This is a genomic window from Micromonospora wenchangensis, from assembly GCF_002210435.1.
In the GTDB taxonomy this organism is placed as follows: Bacteria; Actinomycetota; Actinomycetes; order Mycobacteriales; family Micromonosporaceae; genus Micromonospora; species Micromonospora wenchangensis.
This window is the reverse complement of record NZ_MZMV01000016.1, coordinates 79,985-104,648: the sequence shown is the minus strand read 5'-3', so window position 1 is coordinate 104,648 and position 24,664 is coordinate 79,985. Positions and strand designations below refer to the sequence as shown.

Genomic DNA, 24,664 nt, shown 5'->3' with positions numbered 1-24,664 from the left:
ATTTATGGGATGCACGAGTCTCGGCGGACGCGGGCCGCGTCGCCTTCGTGGAAACCTGGGATTGGCCTCAGCGTAAACCGGGCGGACCCGCGAGTCAGTGGGACTGGTTGTGAAGAACTGCACAAGGTGCGGCCCGGCTGCGGTAACACGAGCTGATACCCGCTTTCACGCGCACTTTCACGCAAATCCTTCGACGAACTGTCGACGGGCGCGGGAACGCCCCCCGGACAACGGGGGACGCGGGTCGGGCAACGGCGCGGCGGCGGCTCGCCGGTGGCGCCCCGTCCGCGGCGCCGGTTACCGGTACGCTCGCGAGGTGGCCGCGACGATGACCGGGGACCAGCCGGGTGCCCCACGGACCCGCCCGGGTCTGGTTCGGTCGTTGCTGGACCGGTTCGGTCACCTGCTGCGCGAGTTGAGCAAGTTCGCCACCGTGGGCGGGGTGGCCTTCCTGGTCGACTTCGCGCTGTTCAACTACCTCACGCTGGGGCGCGGCGTCGAGCCGGTGACCGCGCGGGTCGTCTCCACGGTGATCGCGGCGACCGTCGCGTTCGTGGGCAACCGGTTCTGGACCTGGCGGCACCGGGTCCGCTCCAACCCGGCCCGCGAGTACGCGCTGTTCTTCTTCTTCAACGCGGTCGGTCTGGGCATCGCGGTGGCCTGCCTGGCGGGCAGCCGGTACGGGCTGGGCAGCATCTGGCCCGGCGTGTTCCGCACCCCGCTGGCCGACAACATCGCCAGCTACGTGGTGGGCACCGCGCTCGGCACGCTGTTCCGGTTCTGGTCGTACCGACGGTTCGTCTTCGTCGAAGCGGGAACTCCCGCCGTCACGGAGGCGACCAGCGACCCGTCGTCCGGGTCGTGACCGGTCGCCCACCCCGTCCAGCCGGAGTTCCCGGCACCGTCCTCAGCCCTAAGGTGTTGCGCATGCGTCTTGTCCGTCTGCTGCCCGAGCGCTGGCAGAAGTTCATCCGCGAGGCGCTCAAATTCGGCATCGTCGGGGGCGTCAACACCGTCATCAATTACGCGGTGTTCAATGCTCTGGCACTCACCGTTTTTGTCGACGGTCAACTGAAGGCGACGGTCATCGCCACCATCGTGGCGACTATCACGTCGTATCTGATGAATCGTCACTGGACGTACCGGGACCGACCGAAAGCAGCCCTTCGGCGCGAATACGCCCTGTTTTTCCTGTTCAATGGCGCCGGTCTGATCATCGAACTCGGCGTCCTCGCCGCCGCCAAGTACGGCCTCGGGTTCAACAGCCTGCTCGCGCTCAACGTGGCCAAGACCGGCGGCGTGCTGCTCGCCACCCTGTTCCGGTTCTGGTCCTACCGGACCTTCGTCTTCCAGCCGGTCCCCAAGCACGCCGAGGAGACCTGGCACTCCATCAAGCGGGACGAGTGGGACACCATGGCCGAGCTGGACCCGGTCGCCGAACTGGCCGAATCGGTCAGCGAGCTGGAGGAGGCCCAGAGCCAGGCCGAGGACCGCACCGTCCCGGCGACCGGCACGCCGGCCCCGACCGTCGAACCGGTGTTCAAGCAGGGCCGGGGCGGCACCCTCGGCCCGGCCGTCGCCGGCGGCGACCTGGAGGCGGAACTGGCCGCCGAGCTGCACGCCGGCACCACCCCCCGCACGCAGCGCCCCTGACCGGCCCCGCGACACCCGGGGTCGGCGGGCCGGTCCCACGGATCAGCCGCTGGTGTCCCGCAACGGCTTGCCCTCCCGCATGTCGGCCAGGATGTCGCGCATCTCCCCGTCGCCCAGCGTGTGCTTGTCGTGCTGCGCCTCCACCAGCTCGTAGAGGGTGGTCTGCACCCGGTCGACCCGGGGCACGTCGACGAGCACCGACTGCCCCCGCTCGCCGGCCGACTCGATGGTGAGCGTGCCGCAGCCCAGCAGCCGCTCGGTGAACCGCTGGGTCATCGAGTGGTCGTTGATCCGGGCCAGCGGCAGGTCCCGCCGGTGCCGGGAGAAGACACCCTCCTGGAGCAGCACCCGCTCGTTGGTGAACAGGTAGTGCGTGCTGCGCCAGACCAGGAACGGCCACAACCCCAGCCAGAGCACCGCGATCAGGAACAGTCCGGCGACCACGGCGAGCACGAGCGTGCCACCGTCGCCGTCGGGCAGCAGGAGCCAGCCCGCCACCACCGCCGCGACACCGAGGACCAGCACCAGGACCGGCCGCAACAGCGCCTTCGGATGCGGGTGCAGGTGCAGGACGACGTGCTCGTCCTCGGTGAGCACGTCTTCGGGGAACGCCACGGGAACCTCCTCGGCGACAATCGGACGCGCTGACCGTAACCGGTCGGGGCGACCCACCGGATCAGCCGGGCGGTCGGCCGTGCACCCCGCGCACGAACCGACCGCGGGCCCGCCGGTCACCGCAGGTGCAGCACGTCCCCGGCCGCCAGCCGGCGCTCCCCGGCGGCGGTGTCGACGAGCAGGTGCCCGTCGGGGTCCACCCCGGTGGCGAGCCCGGTCAGGTCGGTGCCGTCGGGCAGCAGCACCCGCACCCGGCGGCCCACCGTGACGCAGGAGGCCAGGTACGCCGCCCGCAGGCCGCACGCGTCGGCGTCCCCGCCGGCCAGCCGCCACCTGTCGTACCAGTCGGCGAGGGCGCGCAGCAGGGCCCGCAGCAGCGGGTCCCGGTCGGTGGCGGTGGCCCCGGCCAGTTGCAGCGACGTCGCCGGCAGCCCGGTCGGGTTCTCCGGCAGCTCCTCGGCGCGCAGCGTCACGTTCAGCCCGATGCCGAGCACGATCGCGGGGGGCTCGGCCGCACCGGCGGCCGGCACCGCCTCGGCCAGGATGCCGGCGCACTTGGCGTCGCCGATCAGCAGGTCGTTGGGCCACTTCAGGCCGGCGTCCAGTTCGGCCAGCCGGGAGACCGCCTCGACCAGCGCGACCCCGGCGAGCAGCGGCAGCCAGCCGTACCCGGTGGGGGCGGCCGGCGGCCAGTCGCGGTCGGTGACGGCCTCGCCGGGCCGCAGCAGCACGCTCGTCGCGAGACCCGCCCGGGGCGGTGACTGCCAGGCCCGGCCGCGTCGGCCCCGGCCGGCGGTCTGCCGCTCGGCCACCACGACCAGGCCCTCCGGCTCGCCGGCCCGCGCGGCGTCGACCGCGTCGGCGTTGGTCGAGCCGGTCTCCGGCCGCAGGTCCAGCCGCCGCCAGGGGCCCAGCGGCGCGGTCAACGCCCGGGACAGCCGCGCCGCCGACAGCGGCGGTCGGTCCAGATCGGTGTACGGCGAACCCGGCATCCCGCCAGCCTACGGCCCGGCCCGACACCACCGCCCGGCCCGCCTCCGGCGCAGGCCACTGAGGCGTACTGCACAGCGGCGTCGGCCTGAACCATCGTTATATTCCCAGGGTGACTACCGAGACCGGGACCAACATCCACAGCACCGCGGGCAAGCTGGCGGACCTGGAGCGCCGGGTCGACGAGGCGGTGCACGCGGGCGCACGCGGCGTCGAGAAGCAGCACGCGCGGGGCAAGAAGACCGCCCGGGAGCGGATCGACATGCTCCTGGACGAGGGCTCCTTCGTCGAGTTGGACGAGTTCGCCAGGCACCGGTCCACCAACTTCGGGCTGGACCGCACCCGCCCGTACGGCGACGGGGTGGTCACCGGCTACGGCACCGTCGACGGCCGGCAGGTCTGCGTCTTCGCGCAGGACTTCACGGTCTTCGGCGGCTCCCTCGGCGAGGTCTTCGGCGAAAAGATCGTCAAGGTGATGGACCTGGCCATGAAGATCGGTTGCCCGGTGGTCGGGATCAACGACTCCGGCGGGGCGCGCATCCAGGAGGGTGTCGTCTCGCTCGGCCTCTACGGCGAGATCTTCTTCCGCAACGTGCGGGCCAGCGGGGTCGTCCCGCAGATCTCCCTGATCATGGGCCCGTGCGCGGGCGGCGCGGTCTACTCCCCGGCGGTCACCGACTTCACCGTGATGGTCGACCAGACCTCGCACATGTTCATCACCGGGCCGGACGTCATCAAGACGGTCACCGGCGAGGACGTGGCGATGGAGGAACTGGGCGGCGCGCGTACCCACAACACGCGCAGCGGCAACGCGCACTACCTCGCCACCGACGAGGACGACGCGGTCGACTACGTCAAGGCGCTGCTGTCCTACCTGCCGTCGAACAACCTCGACGAGCCGGTGGTCCTCGACGCCCCGGCCGACCTCGACGTCACCGACGCCGACCGGGAACTCGACACGCTGATCCCCGACTCGGCCAACCAGCCGTACGACATGCACCGGATCATCGAGCACGTCCTCGACGACGGCGAGTTCCTGGAGGTGCAGCCGCTCTACGCGCAGAACATCGTGGTCGGCTACGGCCGGGTCGAGGGCCGTCCCGTCGGGGTGGTCGCCAACCAGCCGATGCACTTCGCCGGCACCCTGGACATCGCCGCCTCCGAGAAGGCCGCCCGGTTCGTACGCACCTGCGACGCGTTCAACATCCCGGTGCTGACCTTCGTGGACGTTCCCGGGTTCCTGCCCGGCACCGGCCAGGAGTGGGACGGCATCATCCGCCGGGGCGCGAAGCTCCTCTACGCGTACGCCGAGGCGACCGTCCCGAAGGTCACCGTGATCACCCGCAAGGCGTACGGCGGGGCGTACGACGTGATGGGCTCCAAGCACCTCGGGGCGGACCTGAACTTCGCCTGGCCGACGGCGCAGATCGCGGTGATGGGCGCGCAGGGCGCGGTGAACATCCTCTACCGGCAGGAGCTGGCCGCCGCCGAGGACCCGGCCGCCGTCCGCGCCGAGCGGATCGCCGAGTACGAGGACACCCTGGCCAACCCGTACGTCGCCGCCGAACGCGGCTACGTCGACGCGGTGATCCCGCCGCACGAGACCCGGACCCAGATCGTCCGGGCGCTGCGGGTGCTGCGGACCAAGCGGGAGACGTTGCCGCCGAAGAAGCACGGCAACATCCCGCTGTAGCCGGGCGGCCCGCCGGCCGCGCGCCGGCCCGCCGCGCGTCGTTGGCGGGCCGGCGCGGACAGGGCGGCCGGGCAGGCCCGGCCAGGGTCCACACGGACCGGTCAGCAGGGGGCGTCGGCGGCCGGGCAGAGGCGTTTCGCGGCGGTCCCGCCCAGCCCGAGCAGGTCCTGCTGGCTCATCCCGGTGTCGTCGACCCCCTCGGCGACCGTGTCCGGGGCGGGCACCACCACGGTGACCAGGTCACCGACCCGGACCACCAGGGTGGTCTCGACGCTCGCCGCCGCGCCGACCGGTCGCCCGCCGGTCTGCGCCCGGGGCTGCGACGCGACGTGCCGCAGCAGCACCGACTGGTCACCGGCGAAGTCCCGCGCCGCCGGCTCCCAGTGGTGCTCCTGTTCGGTGGCCACCGGCTGCTGGTCGGCGGCGAGCGTGGACGCGTTGAGGGTCCACTCGGCGCAGGCGTTGAGCAGCCGGTCGATCTCGCCGAACAGCCACCGCCCCCGGGCCAGCTCGATGCGGTAGACGTCCTGGCTGAGCACGGGCGTGGCCGGCTGGCCGGCCCGGGTCGTCGGGCGGAGCAGGGTCTGCGACCGGGAGGCGCGGGACACCGACAGTTGGGCGCTGACGTCGCGTTCCCGCCCACACGATTCGAGCAGCGGGTCGATCCGGACGGCCTCCCCCAGGCCGGTGTCGCCGAGCCGCTCGCCGGTCTTCGTGGGCAGGTCGGCGGGGGTCAGCAGGGCGTCGAGGGGGATCTCCGTCCGCGCCGGGGCCGACGCGGGGGCGGACCCGGGGGCCGCGACCGGGGCGGTGGGCGTCGCCGGCCCGGTGGGCCGTTCCCGTACCGCCACGGCGGCACCGGCCAGCACGACGAGCACCGTCACCGTCGACAGCACCGCCGTACGGCGGCTGCGGCGGCGGGCGCGGGCCCGCAGCTCCGCCGGCTCGGGCCAGCGGACCTCGCGTAGGTCCCGGTGCAGCCGGTCGACGAAGGTCAGCTCCTCACTCATCGGACCTCCTCCAGGTCGCCACCGGCGAGCAGCCCGGCGAGCGCGGCACGCCCCCGGGAGAGCCGGGCCTTGACCGTGCCCACCGGGGCGGCGGTCTCCCGGGCCACCTCGGCCACGGGCATGCCGAGCAGGTAGTAGAGGGCGAGCGCGGTGCGCTGCTCCTCGGGCAGTTGCCGCAGGGCGGCGACCACCTCCAGGGTTTCGGTGCCGGGGCCGGGCACGCTCTCGGTCGTCACCCCGTGCCGCAGGTAGGCGCGGGCCCGGCTGCGCAGGCTGCGCCACCTGCTCACCGCGATCCGGGAGGCCACCACGCGTACCCAGGCTTCCGGGTCGTCGTAGCCGCTCACCGTCGCCCAGCGTTGCCAGGCCCGGATGTACGCCTCCTGCACGGCGTCCTGCGCCTCGGCCAGGTTGCCGGTGAGCGCGTAGACGAAGCCGAGCAGCCGTTGCCGGCTGCCCCGGTAGAACTCGTCGAAGCCGTCGACGTCCGGCACCCTGGTTACCTCCCCCGTGGCGGTCGCCTGTGACACGCGTGCCGCGCCCCGGTGGGTTGCGTGGTCAGCCGGTCATTCTGCCCCGTCGAGCAGGTCGGTCAGCTCGGCGAGCGGGAAGGTGCCGGCGGGGAGGCGTTCCCGGGCCAGCCGCCGGACCGCCGTCTGCACGGCGGCGTTGGCCGGCGTGGGCACCCCGTACCGGCGGCCGAGCAGCACGATCTCGCCGTTGAGGTGGTCGACCTCGGTGCTGCCGGCCGCCCGGGTCAGGCTCTGCCAGGTGGAACTGCCGCTGCGCGGTTGCCCGTCGACCGGCCGGGTGCCGACCCGGTCCCCGCGTTCGGCGCGTTCCTCCTCGTCGGAGGGGTGGGCGATGCCAGCGGCGGCGAGCACGGCGACCCCCTCGGCCCGGACCCGGTCTAGCAGCCAGTCCGGCAGGCCGGCGCCGAACAGGGCCTGCACCCCGTTGCCGAGGTTGTTGAGCAGCTTGCCGTACTTCCACCGCATCACGTCGTCCCGGACGGGGGCGAGGAACCCGGCGGCGGTCAGGTCCGCCGCCACCGCCGCGTCGACCTCGTCGGCACCGCCCGGGTAACGGCCCACGTGCAACATCCCCGGGTACGGGTGACCGCTGGCGATCACCACGCCCGGGTCGAGGTGGGTGGCCGGCAGCCACACGCAGACCGGATGCACGTGGGCGAACAGCCGCAGCGCGGTGGGCTCGTTGGCCACCCCGTTCTGCGCGGTGAACAGGGGCAGCCGCTGTCCCGCCGTACCGCCCCCGGCGACCGGGGCGTCCACCCAGGTGTCCAGGGCCGCCCAGGTGTGCTGCGACTTGACCGTCAGCACCAGGACGGTGTCGGCGGGCAGCGGCTCGGTCCCCGGCCCGTCGGTGGCCGGCCCCCGCCAGGTCACCGCCCGCTCGGGGGTACGCAGGGTGAGCCCGTCGCGCCGGATCGCCGCCAGGTGCGGCCCGCGCGCCACCAGCGTCACGTCCCGGCCGGCCTCCCCCAGCAGTACGCCGATGGTGCCGCCGACCGCGCCCGCTCCGATGACCAGGTATCGCATCCGACCGATTCTGCCCGCATCCGCCCAGGTCGGCGACCCGAGGTCGGGGTGCCACCGGTCACCCGGGCCCGCTCCCGGTCGGCGCGGAGTGGCCGCCCGGTCGAAGCGGGATGCCGCACCGGGGTCAGAGCGGGATGCCGGCCTCGGCGAGCAGCGGGCCGGCGAGCAGGACCGCGCCGACGGCGAGGGCGAACAGGTTGACCAGCCCGAAGACGAGCACCCAGAGCAGCGCCGGGAAGGGCGTCAGGTGGGCCAACTGGTCGGCGTCGGACTCGGGCATCCGGCCCCGGCTGCGCAGTCGTTGCAGCTCGAAGACCGGCCGGACGCCGCCGATCAGCAGGAACCAGACCGAGGTCCAGGCGAACACGGCCTGCACCTGCGGGGTGGCGTACCAGGAGACGACGAGCACCACCCCGCCGGTGACCAGCAGGGACAGCACCCCGAACACGTTGCGGACGAGCAGCAGCATGGCGAGCAGCAGCGCGACCGCGACCCAGAGCAGCAGGGTGATCCGGTTGCCGCCGAGCAGCCAGGCGCCGCCCAGGCCGACCAGGGACGGCGCGACGTACCCGGCGAGCAGGGTGAGGATCATGCCGGGGCCGGTGGGGCGGCCGGCGCTGAGGGTGAGGCCGGAGGTGTCCGAGTGCAGCCGGATGCCGTGCAGCCGCCGCCCGGTGAGCAGCGCCGCCAGGGCGTGGCCCCCCTCGTGGGCGATGGTCACCGCGTTGCGGGCGACCCGCCAGGTCGACCGGACCGCGACGACCGCCAGCGCGGCCAGGGCGGTGAGCACCACCAGCAGGGGCGGCGGGTCGGGTTGGGCACTGAACAGCCGGTCCCAGAGGTCGCCCAGCCCGTCGATCGACACCATGGCCGGGGAGCCTACCCGGCCGGATCGTGTCGCTCGACGGTCGTCGCCTCGTATCGTGTGAGACTGACCGGGCGGCGAGCGGAGCGGGAGGTGAGGGCCGGTGAGCGCGGCTCCTCTGGAACACCACGTCGGCCTCTGGACCGAGGCCGACTACCTCGCCATGGCCGACACCCCCAACCGGATCGAACTGCTCGACGGGAGCCTGATCGTGAGCCCTGCTCCGAGCAAGCGGCACCAGTTGGTGTCGTGGAGCCTTGTCGACAGTCTTCGGCCAGCCGCCCGGCCCCTCGGTCTGCTGGTGTTCGAGGCGGTGAACGTGCGGCTCGGGGTGGACCGGATCGTCATTCCCGACGTGGTGGTCGCCGACACCGACGACGAGGGCACGGTGGTCGAGGCCGGTGAGGTCGCGCTGGTCTGCGAGATCGTCTCCCCGGGCAACGCCGCCGCCGACCGTCTGGTCAAGATGCAGCTCTACGCGCTCGCCGGCATCCCGTGGTACCTGCTGGTCGAGCAGGACGGTGACGCCCACTCGTTGCGGCTCCACCGGCTCGACGGCAGGCACTACGTGGAGGACCAGGTCGCGAAGGCCGGCGAGACGCTGACCCTGGCCGAACCGTTCCGGTGGCAGCTCGACCCGGCCACGCTGCGCTGAGCCGATCCGCTGCCTGATACCACCTCCGACCTGCCCTGACCGGTTCGGATCACCGTACGTCAACTCGACCGTTGTCGATGAAAGTTTCCTTAGGACCTCTTGCGATCAAGGGCAGGAATCTCCAAAGATTGGCGTCAATCGATTGGCGTCCCTGGAGGAATCCATGACCCGTACCAGTGTGTCGTTGCGCCGGCTGTTCGCCGCCGGTCTCACCGTGGCCGCCACCGCGGCCGCGGCCCTCGTCGTCACGGCCGGACCCGCGGCCGCCGCCACCACCGCCGGCGTCGACGTCTCCCACTACCAGGGCTCCATCAACTGGACCAGTGTCCGCAACGCCGGGATCGAGTTCGCCTACATCAAGGCCACCGAGGGTTCGAGCTACAAGGACCCGAACTTCAACGCCAACTACGTCAACGCGTACAACGCCGGGGTGATCCGGGGGGCCTACCACTTCGCCCGGCCGAACATCTCCTCCGGCGCCACCCAGGCCGGCTACCTCGCCAGCAACGGCGGGGCCTGGTCGGCGGACAGCCGCACCCTGCCGGCCGCGCTCGACGTCGAGGCCAACCCGTACAGCGGCGGCACCTGCTACGGGCTGTCCACCACCGGGATGCGCAACTGGATCCAGGACTTCCTCAACACCTACCGCTCCCGCACCGGCCGGTACGCGGTCATCTACACCACCACGAGCTGGTGGAACCAGTGCACCGGCAGTTGGACGGGCCCGTGGGCCAACCACCCGCTCTGGCTGGCCCGCTGGGCGAGCGCGCCGGGCACCCTGCCCGCCGGCGCCCCGGTCTGGAGCTTCTGGCAGTACACCAGCAGCGGCAGCGTCTCCGGGATCAGCGGCAACGTCGACCGCAACTACTGGAACGGCGACCGCTCCCGGCTGATCGCGCTGGCGAACAACACCTGATCACCCCCCCCGGACGCGGCTCGGCGGCAGCGGGACCGGTCATCACCGTACGGTCGATGGCTGGTCCGGCTGCCGCCGTCGCGGTCGACGACCCCGTCGGGTCAGGCGCTCTTCCGGCTGGTCAACGGCATGGTCACGGCATCCGTGGCGGTGGGCATCGCGGTCCGGCGGCTCAGCCGCCAGGCGGCGACCCCGGCGGCGGCGACCGTCACGACGGCGATCGACACGACCAGCGCGGCCACGCCGGCGCTGAGCAGCAGCAGGACGACATCGCCGAGGGCGACGAGCATCCACAGTGCCAGTCTCGGCCGGGCGTCCCTGCGTCGGTAACTCATCTCGCTACCTCCTTCCGTCGTCCCGGGAGAGATACCCCGTACGACGGAAAGTCATGCGAAACGATTTCACCCCCAGCGGGAATCCCCGGGATCAGTTCCTCCGGTCCGGCACGAACCGGCTGGTGATCAGGGCGAAGTTGTCCAGGTTGGCGTTCCAGTCCTTCGCCGCCACCTCCCACCGGATCGCGTACCCCCGGTTGGTGGCGGTGACGAAGCCCCGGTTGCGGACGTGGATGCGGGTGTTGTCCCGGGTCTCCAGCCAGTCCCAGTCCGCGCAGGTGCGGTAGCCGCCGCACGCCTTGATGTCGAGGTACTGGTAGTTGGTGACGTAGTTGCTCCGGTTGGGTTCCTGCTCCCTCCAGTCGGCGACCGCGTCCTTCTTGGGACTGGACGTCCACTGGATGAACAGCTCCCGCACCCCGTTCGGCTCGGTGATGACCACCGCATCGGAACGGACACTGCGCCGCCAACCCTTCGGCACCGGGACCTTGAACGTCGGCCCCTGGTACATCTCCCAGCCCTCGGGCAGCGCGTTCGGGTCGGTGGAGGGGGTGGCCGACGGCGTCGGGCTGGGCGCGGCGCTGGTCGGGGGCGGGGGTGCCGGAGCCGACGTGGGGGCGGCGGAGGAGGCGGCGGCGCTCGTCGGGTCGCCGGCCTGCGGGGTGCCGTTCCCCGGGTCGTCGGAGCGGGTGAGCAGCGGGACGGCCAGCGCCAAGCCCACCAGCAGCACCGCGACCAGCGCGCCGATCAGCAGGTTACGGCGCTTGTGGTCCGGCGGCGTCCCGTCGTACACCGGGACGGGGGCGACCCCGGCGGACCCGGCGGGCGGGCTGACCGGCGCGTCCAGCACGGCGGTGGGGTTGGCCGGCGGGGGTGGGTCGGCCCGGCCGGCGCGGACCGGCGGGTCGATCTTGCTAGTCGGTGCGGCGTCCGGATCGGCCGGTGCGACAGCCTCGCCGGTCGACCCGGCGTCCTCGGCGGCCGGCGGAGCGCCGGCCGAATCGGCCGGGCCGGTCGACGCGGCATCGGCCCCGGTCGGCGGGGTGACCTTCGTGGTGGGACCGGCGTCCACCCCGGCCGGCACCGTCGCGGTGGCGTCCGCACCCCCGGTCGACGCGCCGGTGACGACCGTCGGCTCCGCCGCGCCACCCGTCGCGGTGGCGCTGTCCGCCGCCGTCTTGGCGGCTGCCGCCTTCGCGGCTGCGGTGCCAGTTGCGGCTCCCGCTGCGGCGGCCAGGGACGACGAGGTCTTCGCGCCGGTCCCGCCCTGCGCCGGGCGGGGCGCCGGCACCACCGGGGTACGCGGCTCACGCGGACCGTTCGGCCCCGGCCGGCGTACCCCGTCGAGCAGGGAGATGCCCCTGGCCCGCTTACCGGCGGCCCGGCGCAGCATCCGCTCGGCGACCTCGGCGGTGATCCGCTCGGCCGGGTCCTTGCGGAGCAGACCGGTCAGCACCGGCTTCAACGGGCCGGCATTCCTGGCCGGCGGCAGCGGCTCGGTGGCCAACGCGGCCAGGGTGCCGATCGCCGACGGCCGGGCGTACGGCGACTTGCCCTCCACCGCCGCGTAGAGCGTCGCCCCCAACGACCAGAGGTCCGCCTCCGGCCCGGCGGTGCCGTCCCGGGCCCGCTCCGGCGCGATGTACGCAGGTGAACCGAGCACCATGCCGGTGCGGGTGACGTTCGGGTCGCCGGGGATGGTGGCAAGTCCGAAATCGGTCAGCACCACCCGGCCGTCGGTGCCGAGCAGCACGTTGCCCGGCTTGACGTCCCGGTGCATGACACCGGCCTTGTGGGCGGCCTTCAACGCGCCCAGCACGCCCAGGCCGATCTCCACCGCGCGGGCCGGCGGCACCGGACCGTCCTCGGCGAGGGTGTCCTGCAACGACTTCGACGCCACGTACTCCATGACGATCCACGGGTCGCCGTCGGTGCGCAGCACGTCGAAGATGCGGACCACGTTGACGTGGTTGAGCCGGGCGATCGCCCGCGCCTCACGCAACGACCGCTCCCGCATCTCGCGGCGCTCGTCGTCGGTCAGGCTGGGCGGCGGGACGAGTTCCTTGATGGCGACGTCCCGGTGCAGCACCTCGTCGCGGGCCTTCCAGACCCGGCCCATGCCGCCCTGACCGAGCGGCGAGAGCAGCCGGTACCGGTCAGCGACGAGTTGGGAAGGTACGTCAGACATCGGTGAGACGGTACCCGGCCCCACCAACGCGTACACCGCCGGCACGCCACTGTGCGACGTGGGTCAACTTGTCGACGCGTACCCTGGCGGCATGTCTGCCGAAGAGCCGCTGTTCCGAGTCGTCCGGGGGATCCCGACCGCCGAGGAACTCGCCGCGCTGGTGGGTGCGATCGCGCTCCGTTCCCGGCCGGCCGGTCCGCCCCCGCCGGTGGCCAGGTCCACGTGGGCGCGCAGCGCCCGCCCGGCCGGCGCGGCCCCCGCGCCCGGTCACGGTGCCTGGCGCGCCTCCGGCCTGCCCCGCTGACCCTCTCCCCCGCTGCGCGACCCGGGTACGCGCAGCCGACCCCGGGCCGCTCGGGGCTGCCGAGACCGACGCCTTGCCACTAATCTCACTCTGGGAGATGGCGTCGTGACGGTCGGGAGGACCAGTGATCCCAGAGGAGGGCCGCCCAGCTTCCGGGGTGGGTGACTTCGGCGGCATCGAGGCCGACATCCGGCAGATGCGGGAGTTCGCCGACCGGCTCCAGCACGAGGTCGACCGGAACTACACGCCGCACCTGCGCTACATCGCCGACGACATGACCGCCGCCGTGCCCAACCCGTGCGACGCCTTCATCGAGCTGGTGCACTTCCTCCAGGCACACTGGGAGACCCAGCAGGCCACCTCCGACCTGGTGCACGGGCTCGCCGGCAACACCGGCCGGCTGGCCGCCGCCGCGCACCGGATCGCCACCGACTACCAGGGGGCCGACGCGTTCGCCGACGCCCGGGTGGCCGACGTCGAACGCGCCCTGCACAACCCGCAGATCGCCGCGTCCACCCTGGTCACCGACCGTTCCTCGTGGACGGCCCCCGAACCCAACAGCCCGGAGAACCCGGGCCCGGTGGTGCTGCCGTGATCGAACGGGGCAGCGGCCGGACGTCCGGCCTCACCGACTGGCAACTGATGGACGTGCTCAGCATGTGGGCGTGCCTCCAGGACCAGGAGACGCCGGGGCACTGGAAGCACGTCGCCGGATGGCGCAAGGTCTGTGAACTCGCCCAGAACCACCTGCGGCAACTCCGCCAGTACCGCGCCGGCCTCGCCGAGGCGTGGCCGCCGGCCACGAACGCCGCCGCCAGGACGTACCTCGGAGAACTCGACGAACTCATCAGCAAGGTGCAGCGCACCCACGACACGGCGGCAGCCAACCACGACGCCCTCGCCGCCGTCGCCCGCGCCATCGACAGCACCAGACCGGAACTCAAGCGGATACGCGACGACTACGCCGAGAAGCTCGCCCGCAAGCGCGGGTACGAGGCGACGTTGGCTGACCCTAAAGCGGCGGCCGGCAGCCGGGTGGTGGACCCGCCGGTGACCGACGCGGACCTGGAACGGCTCAACGTGCAGGCACGGGGGCTGATGTTCGGGCTCAGCGGCGAACTCCAACAAGCCCAAGCCATGCTCCAAAAACCCCCTCCTCCACCTCGCCAACTCCCAGTAAAAGATGCCTCAAATTCAGATGTTTACAACAACACGGGAAATGTGGTAATTCCTCCCGTAATTCCGGTTTCATTGAACACTGCTGGGGACACCCGTCAGCCATCATCCACAAAACAGACTCTGCTGACTCCACCAGCTCCTCAGAATGGACCAGTGCTGGGCAATGCGGGCGCTACATCCACCCAACAAATTCCCACTGGGACAGGCTACACTCCTTCGGTAGGGACACCTCCGAACGGCGCACAGCAGCCAATTTCTTCGGTCACGCTTCCACCAACCCACCCAAGTTACACCGGTCCCAAAAAGTGGCCACCCGCAAGCCCTCTCCGATCACTAACAGAAAACCAATCGGGAGCCCACCAGCGGGTCCCTCCGCGCGTCACGCCTCTGAATGGGCTGATCGGCAGCATCCCTGGCATGGGCGCTCCTCACGAGCCTGCCGACCCACCAACGCGGAAGATTAATCCAGTTGGAGGCGTAATCGGTGGCGGGGCCGCCGGAACCGCTCCAACTGGAGGAGCCGGATCACGACCGGGCGGGCGGCAACCAGGGGGCCTACACATTCCTCCCATTGGAGGCAGCCCCAGCGGGGCCATGAACGCGGCACCGACGAGGAGCGGTCGGTTCGGCGGTTCCGACACGCCTAAGAAGCACTGGGACCCTGATCAGCCATGGGAGATTGAAGAGGGCATAACGCCGATCGTTCGACCGCCCGAAGATGGCCCCCCGATAGACCCCGGCCCAGCAATCGGGTTCAACCGGTGAGCCGGATATCGATTATCACGTTAGCGGCAGTCGCAACGTTCGGAGCCTCACTCCCCCATACTTACTTCCCATCGGATAGCTCGGATCGAATCCGGGCAGACCAGTGGCACCTTCGCTACCTCAAGACAACAGAAGCGCAGTCAATTAGCCAAGGGGAGGGCATCGTAGTCGCACTCCCAGACACTGGCGTATCACCGCACCCAGACCTATCTGACAATCTTCTTCCGGGAGTGGACCTAGTCACAGGGGAAGGCGTTGGGCACCGAGACCGCGATGGTCACGGAACTGGCATGGCTGGCCTAATTGCAGCTCATGGCAAGGGACGCAAAGGCGCCTTGGGTGTCGCCCCGAAGGCGAAAATACTACCTATCTACGTATCACCAGAAGGTGAGTCCACCGCAAATACAATGGCTGCCGGCATAGAATTTGCAGCCAGACAGGGCGCAAAAGTAATCTGCATATCCAGCGGCGGACCCGCGAACGACCGCCTTCGAGCGGCAGTCAAAACCGCACTTCAAGCAGACGTGGTCATCGTTGCAGCTGCTGGCAACACTCCCGATGACAGCACTGTCACATACCCCGCAGCAGTGGATGGCGTGTTAGCAGTCGGGGGAATTGGGCGCGATGGTAAACATGCACCGATTTCTGTTAGCGGGCCGGAGATTGATGTTGTCGCTCCGGCCGTGGATATCTACAGCACCAGCATCAACGGCAGGTACCGGAAGGGCACCGGGACGTCCGATGCCACTGCCATCGTGGCCGGGGCGGCAGCGTTGGTCCGGTCGAAGTACCCCTACCTCCCCGCCGCCGAGGTCATCCACCGGCTCACCGCGACCGCTGTCGACAAGGGTCCGCCCGGCCGGGACGACGAGTACGGCTACGGCGTCATCGACCTGGTGGCCGCGCTCACCGCCGACGTACCCCCGCTTGGTTTCGAGGGTGCGACGGCGACCCCGCCGGGCGGCGCGACGAGTGCCGCGCAGCCTGCCGGCGCTGACGGCGACGGCGGTGCCGCCGTGCGGGGGTGGGTCACGTTGGGGGTAATCGTGGCGGCCGGAGGCGGGTTCCTGGTGTGGCGTCGGCATCGACGTGCCGACGACCCGCCGCCGAGAATCAGCCGGTAGCGTCGGCCCCGTGTCGAACTCCCTGCCGCTCCGTCTCGTGCTCGCCTCGCAGAGCCCCGCCCGCCGCAAGTTGCTCCAGGCTGCCGGGATCGAACCCGACGTGCTGGTCAGCGGCGTCGACGAATCCCTGGTGGTCGCGGAACGGGCCGAGGATCTGTGCCTGGAGTTGGCCCGGCTCAAGGCGCAGGCCGTCGCCGACCGGCTGCGTTCCACTGCGGACGTGCGGACGCTCGTGTTGGGCTGTGACTCGGTGCTCGCGTTCGACGGTGAGATTCTCGGCAAGCCGGCGGACGCGGCCGACGCGACGCGCCGTTGGGAACGGATGCGGGGATGCAGCGGGGTGCTGCACACCGGCCACTACCTGGTCGACGTGGGGCACGAGTCGCGGGTCGGGGCGGTGGCCTCGACGGTCGTGCACTTCGCCGACGTCACCGATGCGGAGATCGCGGCGTACGTGGCCACGGGCGAACCGTTGGCGGTGGCCGGCGCGTTCACCATCGACGGGCTGGGTGGGGCGTTCCTCACCGGGATCGAGGGTGACGCGGGCACGGTGGTCGGGTTGTCGTTGCCGCTGCTCCGTCGGCTCCTGCACGATCTGGGGCTGAGCATCACGGACCTGTGGACGAAGGTCGCGCCGGGAGCCCAGGAGGTCGAGCCGCTCGGCTAACGTCCGGTCATGACCACGAAGCCGTTGCCGCTGACGCCGGAACTACAGGCCTATCTCGTCGCCCATGGTTCTCCACCGGACGAGATCATCCGTGACCTGGCGGAGGAGACCCGGGCGGTGCTGCCGGCGCACGCCGAGATGCAGGTGGCGCCGGAGCAGGCGGCGTTCCTCACCTTCCTGACCCGGTTGCTGGGTGCCCGGCAGGCCGTCGAGGTGGGCACGTTCACCGGGCTGTCGTCGCTGGCGATCGCCCGGGGGATGCCCGAGGACGGCCGGTTGACCTGCTTCGACATCTCGGAGGAGTTCACCGGCATCGCGCGGTCGTACTGGCAGCGGGCGGGGGTGGCCGACCGGATCGAGCTGCGCATCGGCCCGGCTGCCGAGACGCTGCGGGAGCTGCCGCACGAGCGCCACCTGGACTTCGCCTTCATCGACGCCGACAAGGTCGGCTATCCGCTGTACTGGGCGGAGCTGGTGCCCCGGATGCGCGCCGGTGGGGTGATCGCGGTCGACAACACGTTGCGCGCCGGCCGGGTGCTCGCCCCGCGCGACGAGGCCGACCGGGCGATCGCCGCCTTCAACGACGAGGTGCTTGCCGACGTACGCGTCGACGCGGTGCTGCTGCCCCTCGCCGACGGCGTCACCCTCGCCCGGGTGCGCTAACCGGGCACCAACGCCGAGGTCACATCAGGTGCGCCGATGTAGCGGTGTCGGCGAGCGTTGACACCGCTACATCGGCGACATTGAGCCGATCCGGTCGCCCTGGCGACCGCCCCTCAGCGGACGCTGCGGGCGAACTGGCGGGCCGCCCAGAAGACCCCGGCGGCGGCGAGCACCGCGATGATGGCCAGCCCCTGCCACACCTTCTCGTTGGCGAGGTCACCGGCGAACAGCGCCCGGGTGCCGTCGACCGCCCAGGAGAACGGGTTCCACTCGGCGACCCCCTGGAGCCAGCCGGGGGCGAAGGTGAGCGGCAGCAGGATGCCGGAGAGCAGCAGCACCGGCTGGGCCACCGTGTTCATCAGCGGGGCGAGCGCGTCCTCGCTCTTGACCTTGAGTGCGACGCCGTACGAGACGGCCGAGGTCATCAGCGCGATCAGGGCCAGCATCAGGTACGCCAGCAGCAGGTCCCCGATGAACACCCGCAGGTCGAACAGGAGCGCCAGCAGGGTGATGATGACCGCCTGCACGATCAGCGAGACGACGTCGCGCAGGCTGCGGCCGAGCAGCAGGGCGAGCCGGCTGATCGGGGTGACCCGGGACCGCTCGATGACCCCGGCACGCAGCTCGGCGATCAGGCCGAAGCCCTGGAACAGCCCGCCGAAGATGGCCAGCAGCACCAGCAGGCCGGGTACGAAGATCTTGTAGGCGGCGGCCTGGGTGGGCGCGTTCAACGCCGGCTTGAGCAGCGGGGCGAAGAGCAGCAGGTACATCACCGGCTGGAAGACGCCGACGAAGACCCAGACCGGGTTGCGCAGCAGCAGTTGGAGTTGGCGTTGGAAGATCAGCCAGGTGTCGCGGGCGAATTTCATCCGTGGTCTCCGGTGTCTCAGGACTCGCGCAGCGAGCGGCCGGTCTTGGTGAGGAAGACGTCGTCGAGGCTGGGGCGGTGCAGCTCGATGGAGCTCATGACCAGCCCGGCGTGGTCGAGCCGGCGCAGGATCTGCGGGATGGCAGTGGCGCCCTCGTCGACGTAGAGGCGCAGCCCGCCCTCGTCGACGGTCTCCAGCTTGTTCAGGTACTCCTCGCCGTCGAGGAGCTGGGCGGCCTGCGGGGTGTTCGCCACGTCCAGGCCGACCAGCACGACGTCGCCGGAGATCTCCCGCTTCAGCTCGGCCGGGGTGCCCTCGGCGACCACCTCGCCGTGATCCATGATCGCGATCCGGTCGCAGAGCGCGTCGGCCTCGTCGAGGTAGTGGGTGGTGATGAAGACCGTCATCCCCTCGGTACGCAGCCGCCGGATCTCGTCCCACATGTGTGCGCGGCTCTGCGGGTCGAGGCCGGTGGTCGGCTCGTCCAGGAAGACGATCTTCGGCTCGTGGATGATGCCGAGGGCGATCTCCACCCGCCGCCGCTGGCCGCCCGAGTAGGTCTTGCACTTGCGGTCGGCGTACTCGGTGAGCTGGAAGGCCTCCAGGGCGCGGACGGCGCGGCGGTGCGCGTCGGCCTTGCCGATGCCGTACATCCGGGCGTGCAGGACGAGTTCCTCGCGGGCGGTGCTCTCGTCCCAGGTGCTGCCGCCCTGGGCCACGTAGCCGATCCGGCGGCGCACCTCGGCCGGGTCCTTGCGCAGGTCCGCGCCGGCGATGGTGGCCTCCCCACCGTCCGGCTCGATCAGCGTGGCGAGCATCCGCAGGGTGGTGGTCTTGCCGGCGCCGTTGGGGCCGAGGAAGCCGAAGATCTCCCCCGCCGGGACCTGGAGGTTCACCCCCCGGACGGCGTCGACCGTTTTGGTCTCCCGACCCTGCCGGGAGCGGAACGACTTCCGCAGCCCCCTGGTCTCGATCATCTCTGCTCCTGGTCGTCCGGGCCGGGTGGTGCCGGCCGTCGTCTGCCCCCGTGACGCCATGCGGCGCGCTCCCGCCAACGGGCCGAAAGCAGGCTAACGCGATATAACTCTTATGGTCAACGTTGATTATTACTTTTCTCGCCGAGCGGAGGAGCGCCGTCGGTCGCGCCGCGCGGTGGAGCGCCGTCGGTCCAGCCGGGCCAGACCTCCGTCCCCGTCAGCCCAGCAGGCAGGTACGACACCCCCGAGTCGATCCGCTCGGCGATCCGCCCGCACCACGCCATCTCCGCCTCGGCCCGGGCCAACCACAGCTCGAACATCCAGGTCACGTGCACCGGTCTGCTGTTGCGCACCCAGTCGGAGTCCAACGAGGCACGCATCGACTCGACACCGGCACGCAGCAGGTTCGCCCGGTTGCGCAGCGCCGCCGCCGCCTCCTCGCGGGGCATCGCCGGCAGGAACGAGAAGGCCGACGCGAACGGGTCCGACGCCTCGTGCAGCTGCCACCACTGCGCCCGCAGCAGGGTCTCGAACTCCTCGTCCCCCTTGGGCGTGACCTCGTACGTGGTGCGCGCCGGGCGGGCACCGACCTGCTCGGTGGCGACCGCCCGCAACAGTCCCTCCTCGGCCAGCTTGCGCAACGCGTGATAGATCGAGCCGGGCTGCACGTTCGCCCACCTGTCGGCACCCCAGCTCAACAACTCGCGGCGTACGTCGTAGCCGTGCACGGGCTGCATCCACCGGACCAGCCCCAGGATCATCAACCGAGTCGCAGACACCACACAAGCGTAATAACCAAGTTTGACTAGCCGACCGGTCCCACAGTGCGACATCCCACACTGAGTGATCGTTAGGGGGCCTCCGGGCTGCCGATACACTCCCGAGGCAACGACCCCGGGAGGAGCACCAGGTGCGCAAGGTACTCATCGCGAACCGTGGCGAGATCGCCGTCCGTGTCATCCGGGCCTGTCGCGACGCCGGTCTGGGCAGCGTCGCCGTCTACGCCGACTCCGACCGGGACGCCCTGCACGCCACCCTCGCCGACGAGGCGTACGCCCTCGGTGGTGACACCGCCGCCGACAGCTACCTGCGCATCGACAAGCTGATCGAGGTGGCCCGGCGGGCCGGCGCGGACGCCGTACACCCGGGTTACGGCTTCCTCTCCGAGAACGCCGACTTCGCCCAGGCCGTGCTGGACGCGGGCCTGACCTGGATCGGCCCGACCCCGCAGGCGATCCGCGACCTCGGCGACAAGGTCACCGCCCGGCACATCGCCCAACGGGCCGGCGCGCCCCTGGTCCCCGGCACCGCCGACCCGGTCGCCGACGCCGACGAGGTGACCGCCTTCGCCGTCGAACACGGCCTACCGGTCGCCATCAAGGCCGCCTTCGGCGGGGGCGGGCGGGGCCTCAAGGTGGCCCGCACCCTGGAGGAGATCCCGCACCTGTTCGAGTCGGCCACCCGGGAGGCGGTCGCCGCGTTCGGGCGTGGCGAGTGCTTCGTCGAGCGCTACCTCGACCAGCCCCGGCACGTCGAGGCGCAGGTCCTGGCCGACCGGCACGGCAACGTCGTCGTCGTCGGCACCCGGGACTGCTCCCTGCAACGACGGCACCAGAAACTGGTCGAGGAGGCCCCCGCGCCGTTCCTCACCGACGCGCAGCGCCGCCAGATCCACGACAGCGCCAAGGCGATCTGCCGGGAGGCCGGCTACCACGGCGCGGGCACGGTGGAATACCTGGTCGGCGCGGACGGCACCATCTCCTTCCTGGAGGTCAACACCCGGCTCCAGGTGGAACACCCGGTCACCGAGGAGACCGCCGGCGTCGACCTCGTCCGCGAGCAGTTCCGGATCGCCGACGGCGAGAAACTGCGGTTCACCGGGGACCCCACCCCGCGCGGGCACGCCATCGAGTTCCGGATCAACGGCGAGGACCCGGGCCGCAACTTCCTGCCCGCTCCCGGCACCATCACCGCGCTGCGCCTGCCCACCGGCCCCGGCGTCCGGGTCGACACCGGGGTGGGCGCGGGCGACGTGATCGGCGGCAACTTCGACTCGCTGCTGGCCAAGGTGATCGTCACCGGCGAGACCCGCGCCGAGGCGATCGAGCGGGCCCGCCGGGTGCTCGACGAGATGGTCGTCGAGGGGATGGCCACCGCGCTGCCGTTCCACCGCCTCGTCGTCCGTGACCCGGCGTTCACCAGCGAGCCGTTCACCGTGCACACCAGGTGGATCGAGACCGAGTTCGACAACACCGTCCCGGCGTTCACCCCGACCGCCGGCCCCGCCGAGGCGGCGGCGGCGCGCGAGACCGTCGTGGTCGAGGTGGGTGGCAAGCGACTGGAGGTCACCCTCCCCGCCGGCCTCACCGGGGGTACGACCACCGCCGCCCCCGCGGCCCGCAGGCCGACCCGCCGGGGTGGCGGCACCGGCACGGGTACGGCGGTCAGCGGCGACGCCCTCACCTCCCCCATGCAGGGCACCATCGTCAAGATCGCCGTCGCGGACGGGGACACCGTCGCCGAGGGAGACCTGGTCGTCGTCCTGGAGGCGATGAAGATGGAGCAGCCGTTGCACGCCCACAAGGCGGGCACCGTCGCCGGGCTCGCCGCCGAGGTGGGCGCGGTGCTCACCGCCGGCGCGGCGATCTGCACCATCTCCTGAGCCGTACGCTCCGCAGGGGCAGGGTGGTGTGAGCCACCGACGGCGGCGGGACGGGCCGGAAGCGGGAATGATGGCCGGGTGAGGTTCCTTCATGGCGCGGTGCCCGCGCACGACCTGACCTACAACGACGTCTTCATGGCCCCGGCCCGGTCCGAGGTGGGTTCGCGGCTCGACGTCGACCTGTCCACCGGTGACGGCACCGGCACCACCATCCCGCTGGTGGTGGCGAACATGACGGCGGTGGCCGGCCGCCGGATGGCCGAGACGGTGGCCCGGCGCGGTGCGATCGCGGTCATCCCGCAGGACATCCCGATCGAGGTGGTCGCCACCGTGGTCGAGTGGGTCAAGCAGCGGCACCTGGTGCACGACACCCCGATCACGCTGGGCCCGACCGACACCGTCGGCGACGCCATCCACCTGCTGCCCAAGAAGTCGCACGGCGCGGTGGTGGTGGTCGACGAGGCCGGCCGCCCGGTGGGGGTGGTCACCGAGGCGGACACCCACGAGGTGGACCGGTTCGCCCAGCTCCAGCACGTGATGTCGACGGAGCTGCACACCGTGCCGGCCGACGCCGACCCGCGTACCGGATTCGAACGGCTCAACGCGGGACGGCGGCGACTGGCCCCGGTGGTGGACGACGACGGCCGCCTGGTCGGGGTGCTCACCCGGCAGGGCGCGCTGCGGGCCACCCTCTACAAGCCGGCCGTCGACGACCGGGGACGGTTGCGCATCGCGGCGGCGGTCGGCATCAACGGTGACGTCACCGGCAAGGCCGAGGCGCTGCTCGCGGCGGGGGTGGACACCCTGGTGGTGGACACCGCGCACGGGCACCAGGAACGGATGATGTCCGCGCTACGGGCGGTCCGCAAGCTCGACCCCCCGGTCCCCGTGGCGGCAGGCAACGTGGTCACCGCCGAGGGCGTACGCGACCTGGTCGAGGCGGGCGCGGACATCGTCAAGGTCGGGGTGGGCCCGGGGGCCATGTGCACCACCCGGATGATGACCGGGGTCGGCCGGCCGCAGTTCTCCGCCGTGCTGGACTGCGCGGCGGCGGCCCGCGCCCTCGGCCGGCACGTCTGGGCCGACGGCGGGGTGCGCCACCCCCGGGACGTGGCGCTGGCGCTGGCCGCCGGGGCGTCCAACGTGATGGTGGGCTCCTGGTTCGCCGGCACCTACGAGTCCCCCGGTGACCTCTACACCGAGCCGGACGGGCGACGCTACAAGGAGAGCTTCGGGATGGCCTCGTCACGGGCGGTCAGCGCCCGGACCGCCGAGGACAGCGCCTTCGACCGGGCCCGCAAGGCGATCTTCGATGAGGGCATCTCCACCGCCCGGATGTACCTGGACCCGGCCCGCCCCGGCGTCGAGGACCTGATCGACGAGATCGTCTCCGGGGTACGCAGCGCCTGCACCTACGCCGGCGCCCGCACCCTGGACGAGTTCCACGAGCGCGCCCTCGTCGGCGTCCAGAGTCACGCCGGCTACACCGAAGGCATGCCCCTGCCCACCAGCTGGTAACTCCCCCTTCCGCCTCTTTTTCTCCTCCTGCCCTGCCTGACCCCCGTCCCGGTCTCTCCCTCGCCCCGGTCTGGCCCCGGTGATCAAGAGATTTGCGTCACCCCCACCCCCGCCCGTTGACGCAAACCTCTTGATCACCACCCACGCCCCGCCCCCTCTCGCCCCGGTGATCAAGAGGTTTGCGTCATCCGCACCCCGCCGGTTGACTCTTTTCTCTTGATCACCGCCCCGGTGGTCGGCGATCAAGAGGTTTGCGTCAACTCGGAGCGGTGATCTGACGCGAATCTCTTGATCACCGGGGCGAGAGGGGGCGGGGCGTGAGGGGCGGGGCGTGAGGGGAGGCGCGGGTGGGGGGTCAGGGTGGGGGGAAGAGGCGGCGGATGACGGTGCGGGCGGCGATGCGGGGGTCGGCCTCGACGTCGGCGGGTAGTGCGCCGGAGAGCCAGAGGGTGGCGAAGCCGTGCACGATCGACCAGGCAGCCAGCGCGTCCGTGCGCGCCTCGCCCGGCTCGGCCCGGTCGGGCGGTAGCGTCGCCACGCCGGTGTGCAGCGCCGCGCCGGCCCGTTCCTGGGCGGCCCGGACCTCGGGGGCGTCGGCCCGGTAGAGGTCGGGTCGGAACATCACCTCGAAGTGCGCCCGGTGACGGACGGCGAAGTCCACGTACGCCACGCCCACGTCGAGCAGGTCGTCGCCGGCTGCGGTCAGGGTGGCGGCGAGCAGGTCGAACCCCTCGACGGCGAGGGCGGTGAGCAGTCCCGCCTTGTCGCCGAAGTGGTGGGTCGGGGCGGCGTGGGAGACGCCGGTACGGCGGGCGAGGTCGCGCAGGCTCAGGGCCGCCGGCCCGGCTTCCTCGATCGCCGTCACCGCCGCCTGGAGCAGGACGCGGGGCAGGTCGCCGTGGTGGTAGGGCCGGGTGACGGTCATGACACCAGGATAACTTTGCATTGACAAGAAGACCATCGGCGATCCAATCTTGCCAGCATAAAGATTTGCGCCGAGGAGGTATCCGTGGTTCCGTTTATCGCCCTGATCGTCGGCACAGCCGTCGCACGCCTGGCCGGACTGGCCGGCGTGGACGCGCTCGACGGCTGGCACCCCGCACTCCGCGTCGGGCTGGCACTACTTTTCATCATGACCGGTTTCGCCCATTTCGTGTCACCTCGTCGGGAGGATCTGATCGCCATGGTCCCGCCCCGACTGCCCCACCCCGGCACGCTGGTCACGGTCACCGGGGTGCTGGAGCTGGCCGGCGCGGCCGGGTTGCTGATCCCGGCCACCGCCCGTCCCGCCGCCGCCGGGCTGGCGCTGCTACTGGTGGCGATGTTCCCCGCGAACGTCTCGGCGGCCCGGCGACGTCTGACGCTGGCGGGCCGCCCGGTCACCCCGCTCGGCACGCGTACGGCGATGCAGATTCTCTACGTCGGCACCGCCCTGACCATTCTGTTTGGCCCCTGAC

At 71.5% G+C, this 24,664-nt stretch carries 26 protein-coding genes; 14 read left to right on the top strand and 12 right to left on the bottom strand.

Annotation, left to right across the window (positions count from 1 at the left end; all coding sequences use genetic code 11):
• The first annotated feature begins 109 nt into the window (after nucleotides 1-109).
• Nucleotides 110-865: a GtrA family protein gene (locus B5D80_RS12295; protein ID WP_211291467.1), complete on the top strand. Its 756-nt coding sequence runs from the start codon at nucleotides 110-112 to the stop codon at nucleotides 863-865.
• Between the two features lie 62 nt (nucleotides 866-927).
• Entirely contained in the window at nucleotides 928-1,653 is a 726-nt protein-coding gene (locus B5D80_RS12290; protein WP_088643968.1) for a GtrA family protein, read from the top strand.
• Nucleotides 1,654-1,695: 42 nt separating this feature from the next.
• On the opposite strand, the gene B5D80_RS12285 is transcribed toward B5D80_RS12290, so the two are convergent.
• Together B5D80_RS12285 and B5D80_RS12280 are read right to left on the bottom strand one after the other, a co-directional pair.
• Complete coding sequence (locus tag B5D80_RS12285) at nucleotides 1,696-2,268, bottom strand: PH domain-containing protein (RefSeq protein ID WP_088643967.1); 573 nt, start codon at nucleotides 2,266-2,268, stop codon at nucleotides 1,696-1,698.
• Between the two features lie 116 nt (nucleotides 2,269-2,384).
• Complete coding sequence (locus B5D80_RS12280) at nucleotides 2,385-3,260, bottom strand: biotin--[acetyl-CoA-carboxylase] ligase (RefSeq protein WP_088643966.1); 876 nt, start codon at nucleotides 3,258-3,260, stop codon at nucleotides 2,385-2,387.
• A 110-nt stretch (nucleotides 3,261-3,370) separates the two neighbouring features.
• Between B5D80_RS12280 and B5D80_RS12275 the strand changes: the two genes are divergently transcribed.
• The gene (locus tag B5D80_RS12275) at nucleotides 3,371-4,951 is read left to right on the top strand and encodes an acyl-CoA carboxylase subunit beta (RefSeq protein ID WP_088643965.1); all 1,581 of its coding nucleotides are present in this window, start codon (nucleotides 3,371-3,373) and stop codon (nucleotides 4,949-4,951) included.
• 101 nt (nucleotides 4,952-5,052) lie between these two features.
• On the opposite strand, the gene B5D80_RS12270 is transcribed toward B5D80_RS12275, so the two are convergent.
• The 4 genes from B5D80_RS12270 to B5D80_RS12255 form a co-directional block, all read right to left on the bottom strand.
• Nucleotides 5,053-5,961 carry a hypothetical protein gene (locus B5D80_RS12270; RefSeq protein WP_088643964.1) on the bottom strand — a complete coding sequence of 303 codons (909 nt, stop codon included), beginning with the start codon at nucleotides 5,959-5,961 and terminating at the stop codon, nucleotides 5,053-5,055.
• A complete protein-coding gene (locus B5D80_RS12265) occupies nucleotides 5,958-6,455 on the bottom strand; it encodes a SigE family RNA polymerase sigma factor (RefSeq protein ID WP_088643963.1) in 498 nt (165 codons plus the stop codon). The genes B5D80_RS12270 and B5D80_RS12265 overlap by 4 nt, the downstream gene beginning before the upstream one ends.
• 72 nt (nucleotides 6,456-6,527) lie before the next feature.
• Nucleotides 6,528-7,520 carry a ketopantoate reductase family protein gene (locus B5D80_RS12260; RefSeq protein WP_088643962.1) on the bottom strand — a complete coding sequence of 331 codons (993 nt, stop codon included), beginning with the start codon at nucleotides 7,518-7,520 and terminating at the stop codon, nucleotides 6,528-6,530.
• Nucleotides 7,521-7,644: 124 nt separating this feature from the next.
• The gene (locus B5D80_RS12255) at nucleotides 7,645-8,388 is read right to left on the bottom strand and encodes a M50 family metallopeptidase (protein ID WP_088643961.1); all 744 of its coding nucleotides are present in this window, start codon (nucleotides 8,386-8,388) and stop codon (nucleotides 7,645-7,647) included.
• Between the two features lie 100 nt (nucleotides 8,389-8,488).
• Here B5D80_RS12255 and B5D80_RS12250 point away from each other — a divergent pair, with 100 nt between their 5' ends.
• Entirely contained in the window at nucleotides 8,489-9,040 is a 552-nt protein-coding gene (locus tag B5D80_RS12250) for a Uma2 family endonuclease (RefSeq protein ID WP_245854488.1), read from the top strand.
• Between the two features lie 163 nt (nucleotides 9,041-9,203).
• The gene (locus B5D80_RS12245; RefSeq protein WP_088643960.1) at nucleotides 9,204-9,956 is read left to right on the top strand and encodes a GH25 family lysozyme; all 753 of its coding nucleotides are present in this window, start codon (nucleotides 9,204-9,206) and stop codon (nucleotides 9,954-9,956) included.
• Between the two features lie 101 nt (nucleotides 9,957-10,057).
• Here the strand turns inward: B5D80_RS12245 and B5D80_RS12240 are convergent, their stop codons facing one another.
• Together B5D80_RS12240 and B5D80_RS12235 are read right to left on the bottom strand one after the other, a co-directional pair.
• Complete coding sequence (locus tag B5D80_RS12240; RefSeq protein ID WP_088643959.1) at nucleotides 10,058-10,291, bottom strand: hypothetical protein; 234 nt, start codon at nucleotides 10,289-10,291, stop codon at nucleotides 10,058-10,060.
• Nucleotides 10,292-10,382: 91 nt separating this feature from the next.
• The gene (locus tag B5D80_RS12235; RefSeq protein WP_088643992.1) at nucleotides 10,383-12,479 is read right to left on the bottom strand and encodes a serine/threonine-protein kinase; all 2,097 of its coding nucleotides are present in this window, start codon (nucleotides 12,477-12,479) and stop codon (nucleotides 10,383-10,385) included.
• 91 nt (nucleotides 12,480-12,570) lie between these two features.
• Here B5D80_RS12235 and B5D80_RS12230 point away from each other — a divergent pair, with 91 nt between their 5' ends.
• The 6 genes from B5D80_RS12230 (at nucleotide 12,571) to B5D80_RS12205 (ending at nucleotide 17,181) form a co-directional block, all read left to right on the top strand.
• A complete protein-coding gene (locus tag B5D80_RS12230; RefSeq protein ID WP_088643958.1) occupies nucleotides 12,571-12,783 on the top strand; it encodes an acyl-CoA carboxylase subunit epsilon in 213 nt (70 codons plus the stop codon).
• 124 nt (nucleotides 12,784-12,907) lie between these two features.
• Nucleotides 12,908-13,378, top strand: a complete 471-nt coding sequence (locus B5D80_RS12225; RefSeq protein WP_088643957.1) for a hypothetical protein — start codon at nucleotides 12,908-12,910, stop codon at nucleotides 13,376-13,378.
• Nucleotides 13,375-14,727 carry a hypothetical protein gene (locus tag B5D80_RS12220; RefSeq protein WP_088643956.1) on the top strand — a complete coding sequence of 451 codons (1,353 nt, stop codon included), beginning with the start codon at nucleotides 13,375-13,377 and terminating at the stop codon, nucleotides 14,725-14,727. Before B5D80_RS12225 ends, B5D80_RS12220 begins: the two co-directional genes overlap by 4 nt.
• An 11-nt stretch (nucleotides 14,728-14,738) precedes the next feature.
• A complete protein-coding gene (gene mycP, locus B5D80_RS12215; protein ID WP_088643991.1) occupies nucleotides 14,739-15,851 on the top strand; it encodes a type VII secretion-associated serine protease mycosin in 1,113 nt (370 codons plus the stop codon).
• Nucleotides 15,852-15,861: 10 nt separating this feature from the next.
• Nucleotides 15,862-16,518 carry a Maf family protein gene (locus B5D80_RS12210; protein WP_088643955.1) on the top strand — a complete coding sequence of 219 codons (657 nt, stop codon included), beginning with the start codon at nucleotides 15,862-15,864 and terminating at the stop codon, nucleotides 16,516-16,518.
• Between the two features lie 9 nt (nucleotides 16,519-16,527).
• Nucleotides 16,528-17,181, top strand: a complete 654-nt coding sequence (locus tag B5D80_RS12205) for an O-methyltransferase (RefSeq protein WP_088643954.1) — start codon at nucleotides 16,528-16,530, stop codon at nucleotides 17,179-17,181.
• Nucleotides 17,182-17,294: 113 nt separating this feature from the next.
• Here the strand turns inward: B5D80_RS12205 and B5D80_RS12200 are convergent, their stop codons facing one another.
• The 3 genes from B5D80_RS12200 to B5D80_RS12190 all read right to left on the bottom strand — a co-directional run bounded on the left by B5D80_RS12200 (nucleotide 17,295) and on the right by B5D80_RS12190 (nucleotide 19,806).
• On the bottom strand, nucleotides 17,295-18,050 hold the full coding sequence (locus B5D80_RS12200) for an ABC transporter permease (protein WP_088643953.1): 756 nt from the start codon (nucleotides 18,048-18,050) through the stop codon (nucleotides 17,295-17,297).
• Between the two features lie 17 nt (nucleotides 18,051-18,067).
• Nucleotides 18,068-19,027 (bottom strand): ATP-binding cassette domain-containing protein, encoded by a 960-nt coding sequence (locus B5D80_RS12195; RefSeq protein ID WP_088643952.1) that lies wholly within the window; start codon nucleotides 19,025-19,027, stop codon nucleotides 18,068-18,070.
• Between the two features lie 116 nt (nucleotides 19,028-19,143).
• Complete coding sequence (locus B5D80_RS12190; protein WP_245854487.1) at nucleotides 19,144-19,806, bottom strand: PadR family transcriptional regulator; 663 nt, start codon at nucleotides 19,804-19,806, stop codon at nucleotides 19,144-19,146.
• A gap of 131 nt (nucleotides 19,807-19,937) precedes the next feature.
• Between B5D80_RS12190 and B5D80_RS12185 the strand changes: the two genes are divergently transcribed.
• Nucleotides 19,938-21,689, top strand: coding sequence for an acetyl/propionyl/methylcrotonyl-CoA carboxylase subunit alpha (locus tag B5D80_RS12185; protein ID WP_088643950.1), 1,752 nt, complete (start codon nucleotides 19,938-19,940; stop codon nucleotides 21,687-21,689).
• A gap of 78 nt (nucleotides 21,690-21,767) precedes the next feature.
• The gene (locus B5D80_RS12180) at nucleotides 21,768-23,207 is read left to right on the top strand and encodes a GuaB1 family IMP dehydrogenase-related protein (RefSeq protein WP_088643949.1); all 1,440 of its coding nucleotides are present in this window, start codon (nucleotides 21,768-21,770) and stop codon (nucleotides 23,205-23,207) included.
• Between the two features lie 355 nt (nucleotides 23,208-23,562).
• Here the strand turns inward: B5D80_RS12180 and B5D80_RS12175 are convergent, their stop codons facing one another.
• A complete protein-coding gene (locus B5D80_RS12175; RefSeq protein ID WP_088643948.1) occupies nucleotides 23,563-24,132 on the bottom strand; it encodes a TetR/AcrR family transcriptional regulator in 570 nt (189 codons plus the stop codon).
• 84 nt (nucleotides 24,133-24,216) lie between these two features.
• On the opposite strand from B5D80_RS12175, the gene B5D80_RS12170 reads away from it, so the two are divergent.
• A complete protein-coding gene (locus tag B5D80_RS12170) occupies nucleotides 24,217-24,663 on the top strand; it encodes a DoxX family protein (RefSeq protein WP_088643947.1) in 447 nt (148 codons plus the stop codon).
• Nucleotide 24,664: the final 1 nt, after the last annotated feature.

What these genes read in the sequence shown, in the direction of transcription:
- B5D80_RS12290 (WP_088643968.1), top strand. Translation starts at nt 928, where the DNA reads ATGCGTCTTGTCCGTCTGCTGCCCGAGCGCTGGCAGAAGTTCATCCGC.
- B5D80_RS12280 (WP_088643966.1), bottom strand. Translation starts at nt 3,260, where the DNA reads ATGCCGGGTTCGCCGTACACCGATCTGGACCGACCGCCGCTGTCGGCG.
- B5D80_RS12270 (WP_088643964.1), bottom strand. Translation starts at nt 5,961, where the DNA reads ATGAGTGAGGAGCTGACCTTCGTCGACCGGCTGCACCGGGACCTACGC.
- B5D80_RS12260 (WP_088643962.1), bottom strand. Translation starts at nt 7,520, where the DNA reads ATGCGATACCTGGTCATCGGAGCGGGCGCGGTCGGCGGCACCATCGGC.
- B5D80_RS12255 (WP_088643961.1), bottom strand. Translation starts at nt 8,388, where the DNA reads ATGGTGTCGATCGACGGGCTGGGCGACCTCTGGGACCGGCTGTTCAGT.
- B5D80_RS12245 (WP_088643960.1), top strand. Translation starts at nt 9,204, where the DNA reads ATGACCCGTACCAGTGTGTCGTTGCGCCGGCTGTTCGCCGCCGGTCTC.
- B5D80_RS12240 (WP_088643959.1), bottom strand. Translation starts at nt 10,291, where the DNA reads ATGAGTTACCGACGCAGGGACGCCCGGCCGAGACTGGCACTGTGGATG.
- B5D80_RS12235 (WP_088643992.1), bottom strand. Translation starts at nt 12,479, where the DNA reads ATGTCTGACGTACCTTCCCAACTCGTCGCTGACCGGTACCGGCTGCTC.
- B5D80_RS12230 (WP_088643958.1), top strand. Translation starts at nt 12,571, where the DNA reads ATGTCTGCCGAAGAGCCGCTGTTCCGAGTCGTCCGGGGGATCCCGACC.
- B5D80_RS12205 (WP_088643954.1), top strand. Translation starts at nt 16,528, where the DNA reads ATGACCACGAAGCCGTTGCCGCTGACGCCGGAACTACAGGCCTATCTC.
- B5D80_RS12200 (WP_088643953.1), bottom strand. Translation starts at nt 18,050, where the DNA reads ATGAAATTCGCCCGCGACACCTGGCTGATCTTCCAACGCCAACTCCAA.
- B5D80_RS12195 (WP_088643952.1), bottom strand. Translation starts at nt 19,027, where the DNA reads ATGATCGAGACCAGGGGGCTGCGGAAGTCGTTCCGCTCCCGGCAGGGT.
- B5D80_RS12175 (WP_088643948.1), bottom strand. Translation starts at nt 24,132, where the DNA reads ATGACCGTCACCCGGCCCTACCACCACGGCGACCTGCCCCGCGTCCTG.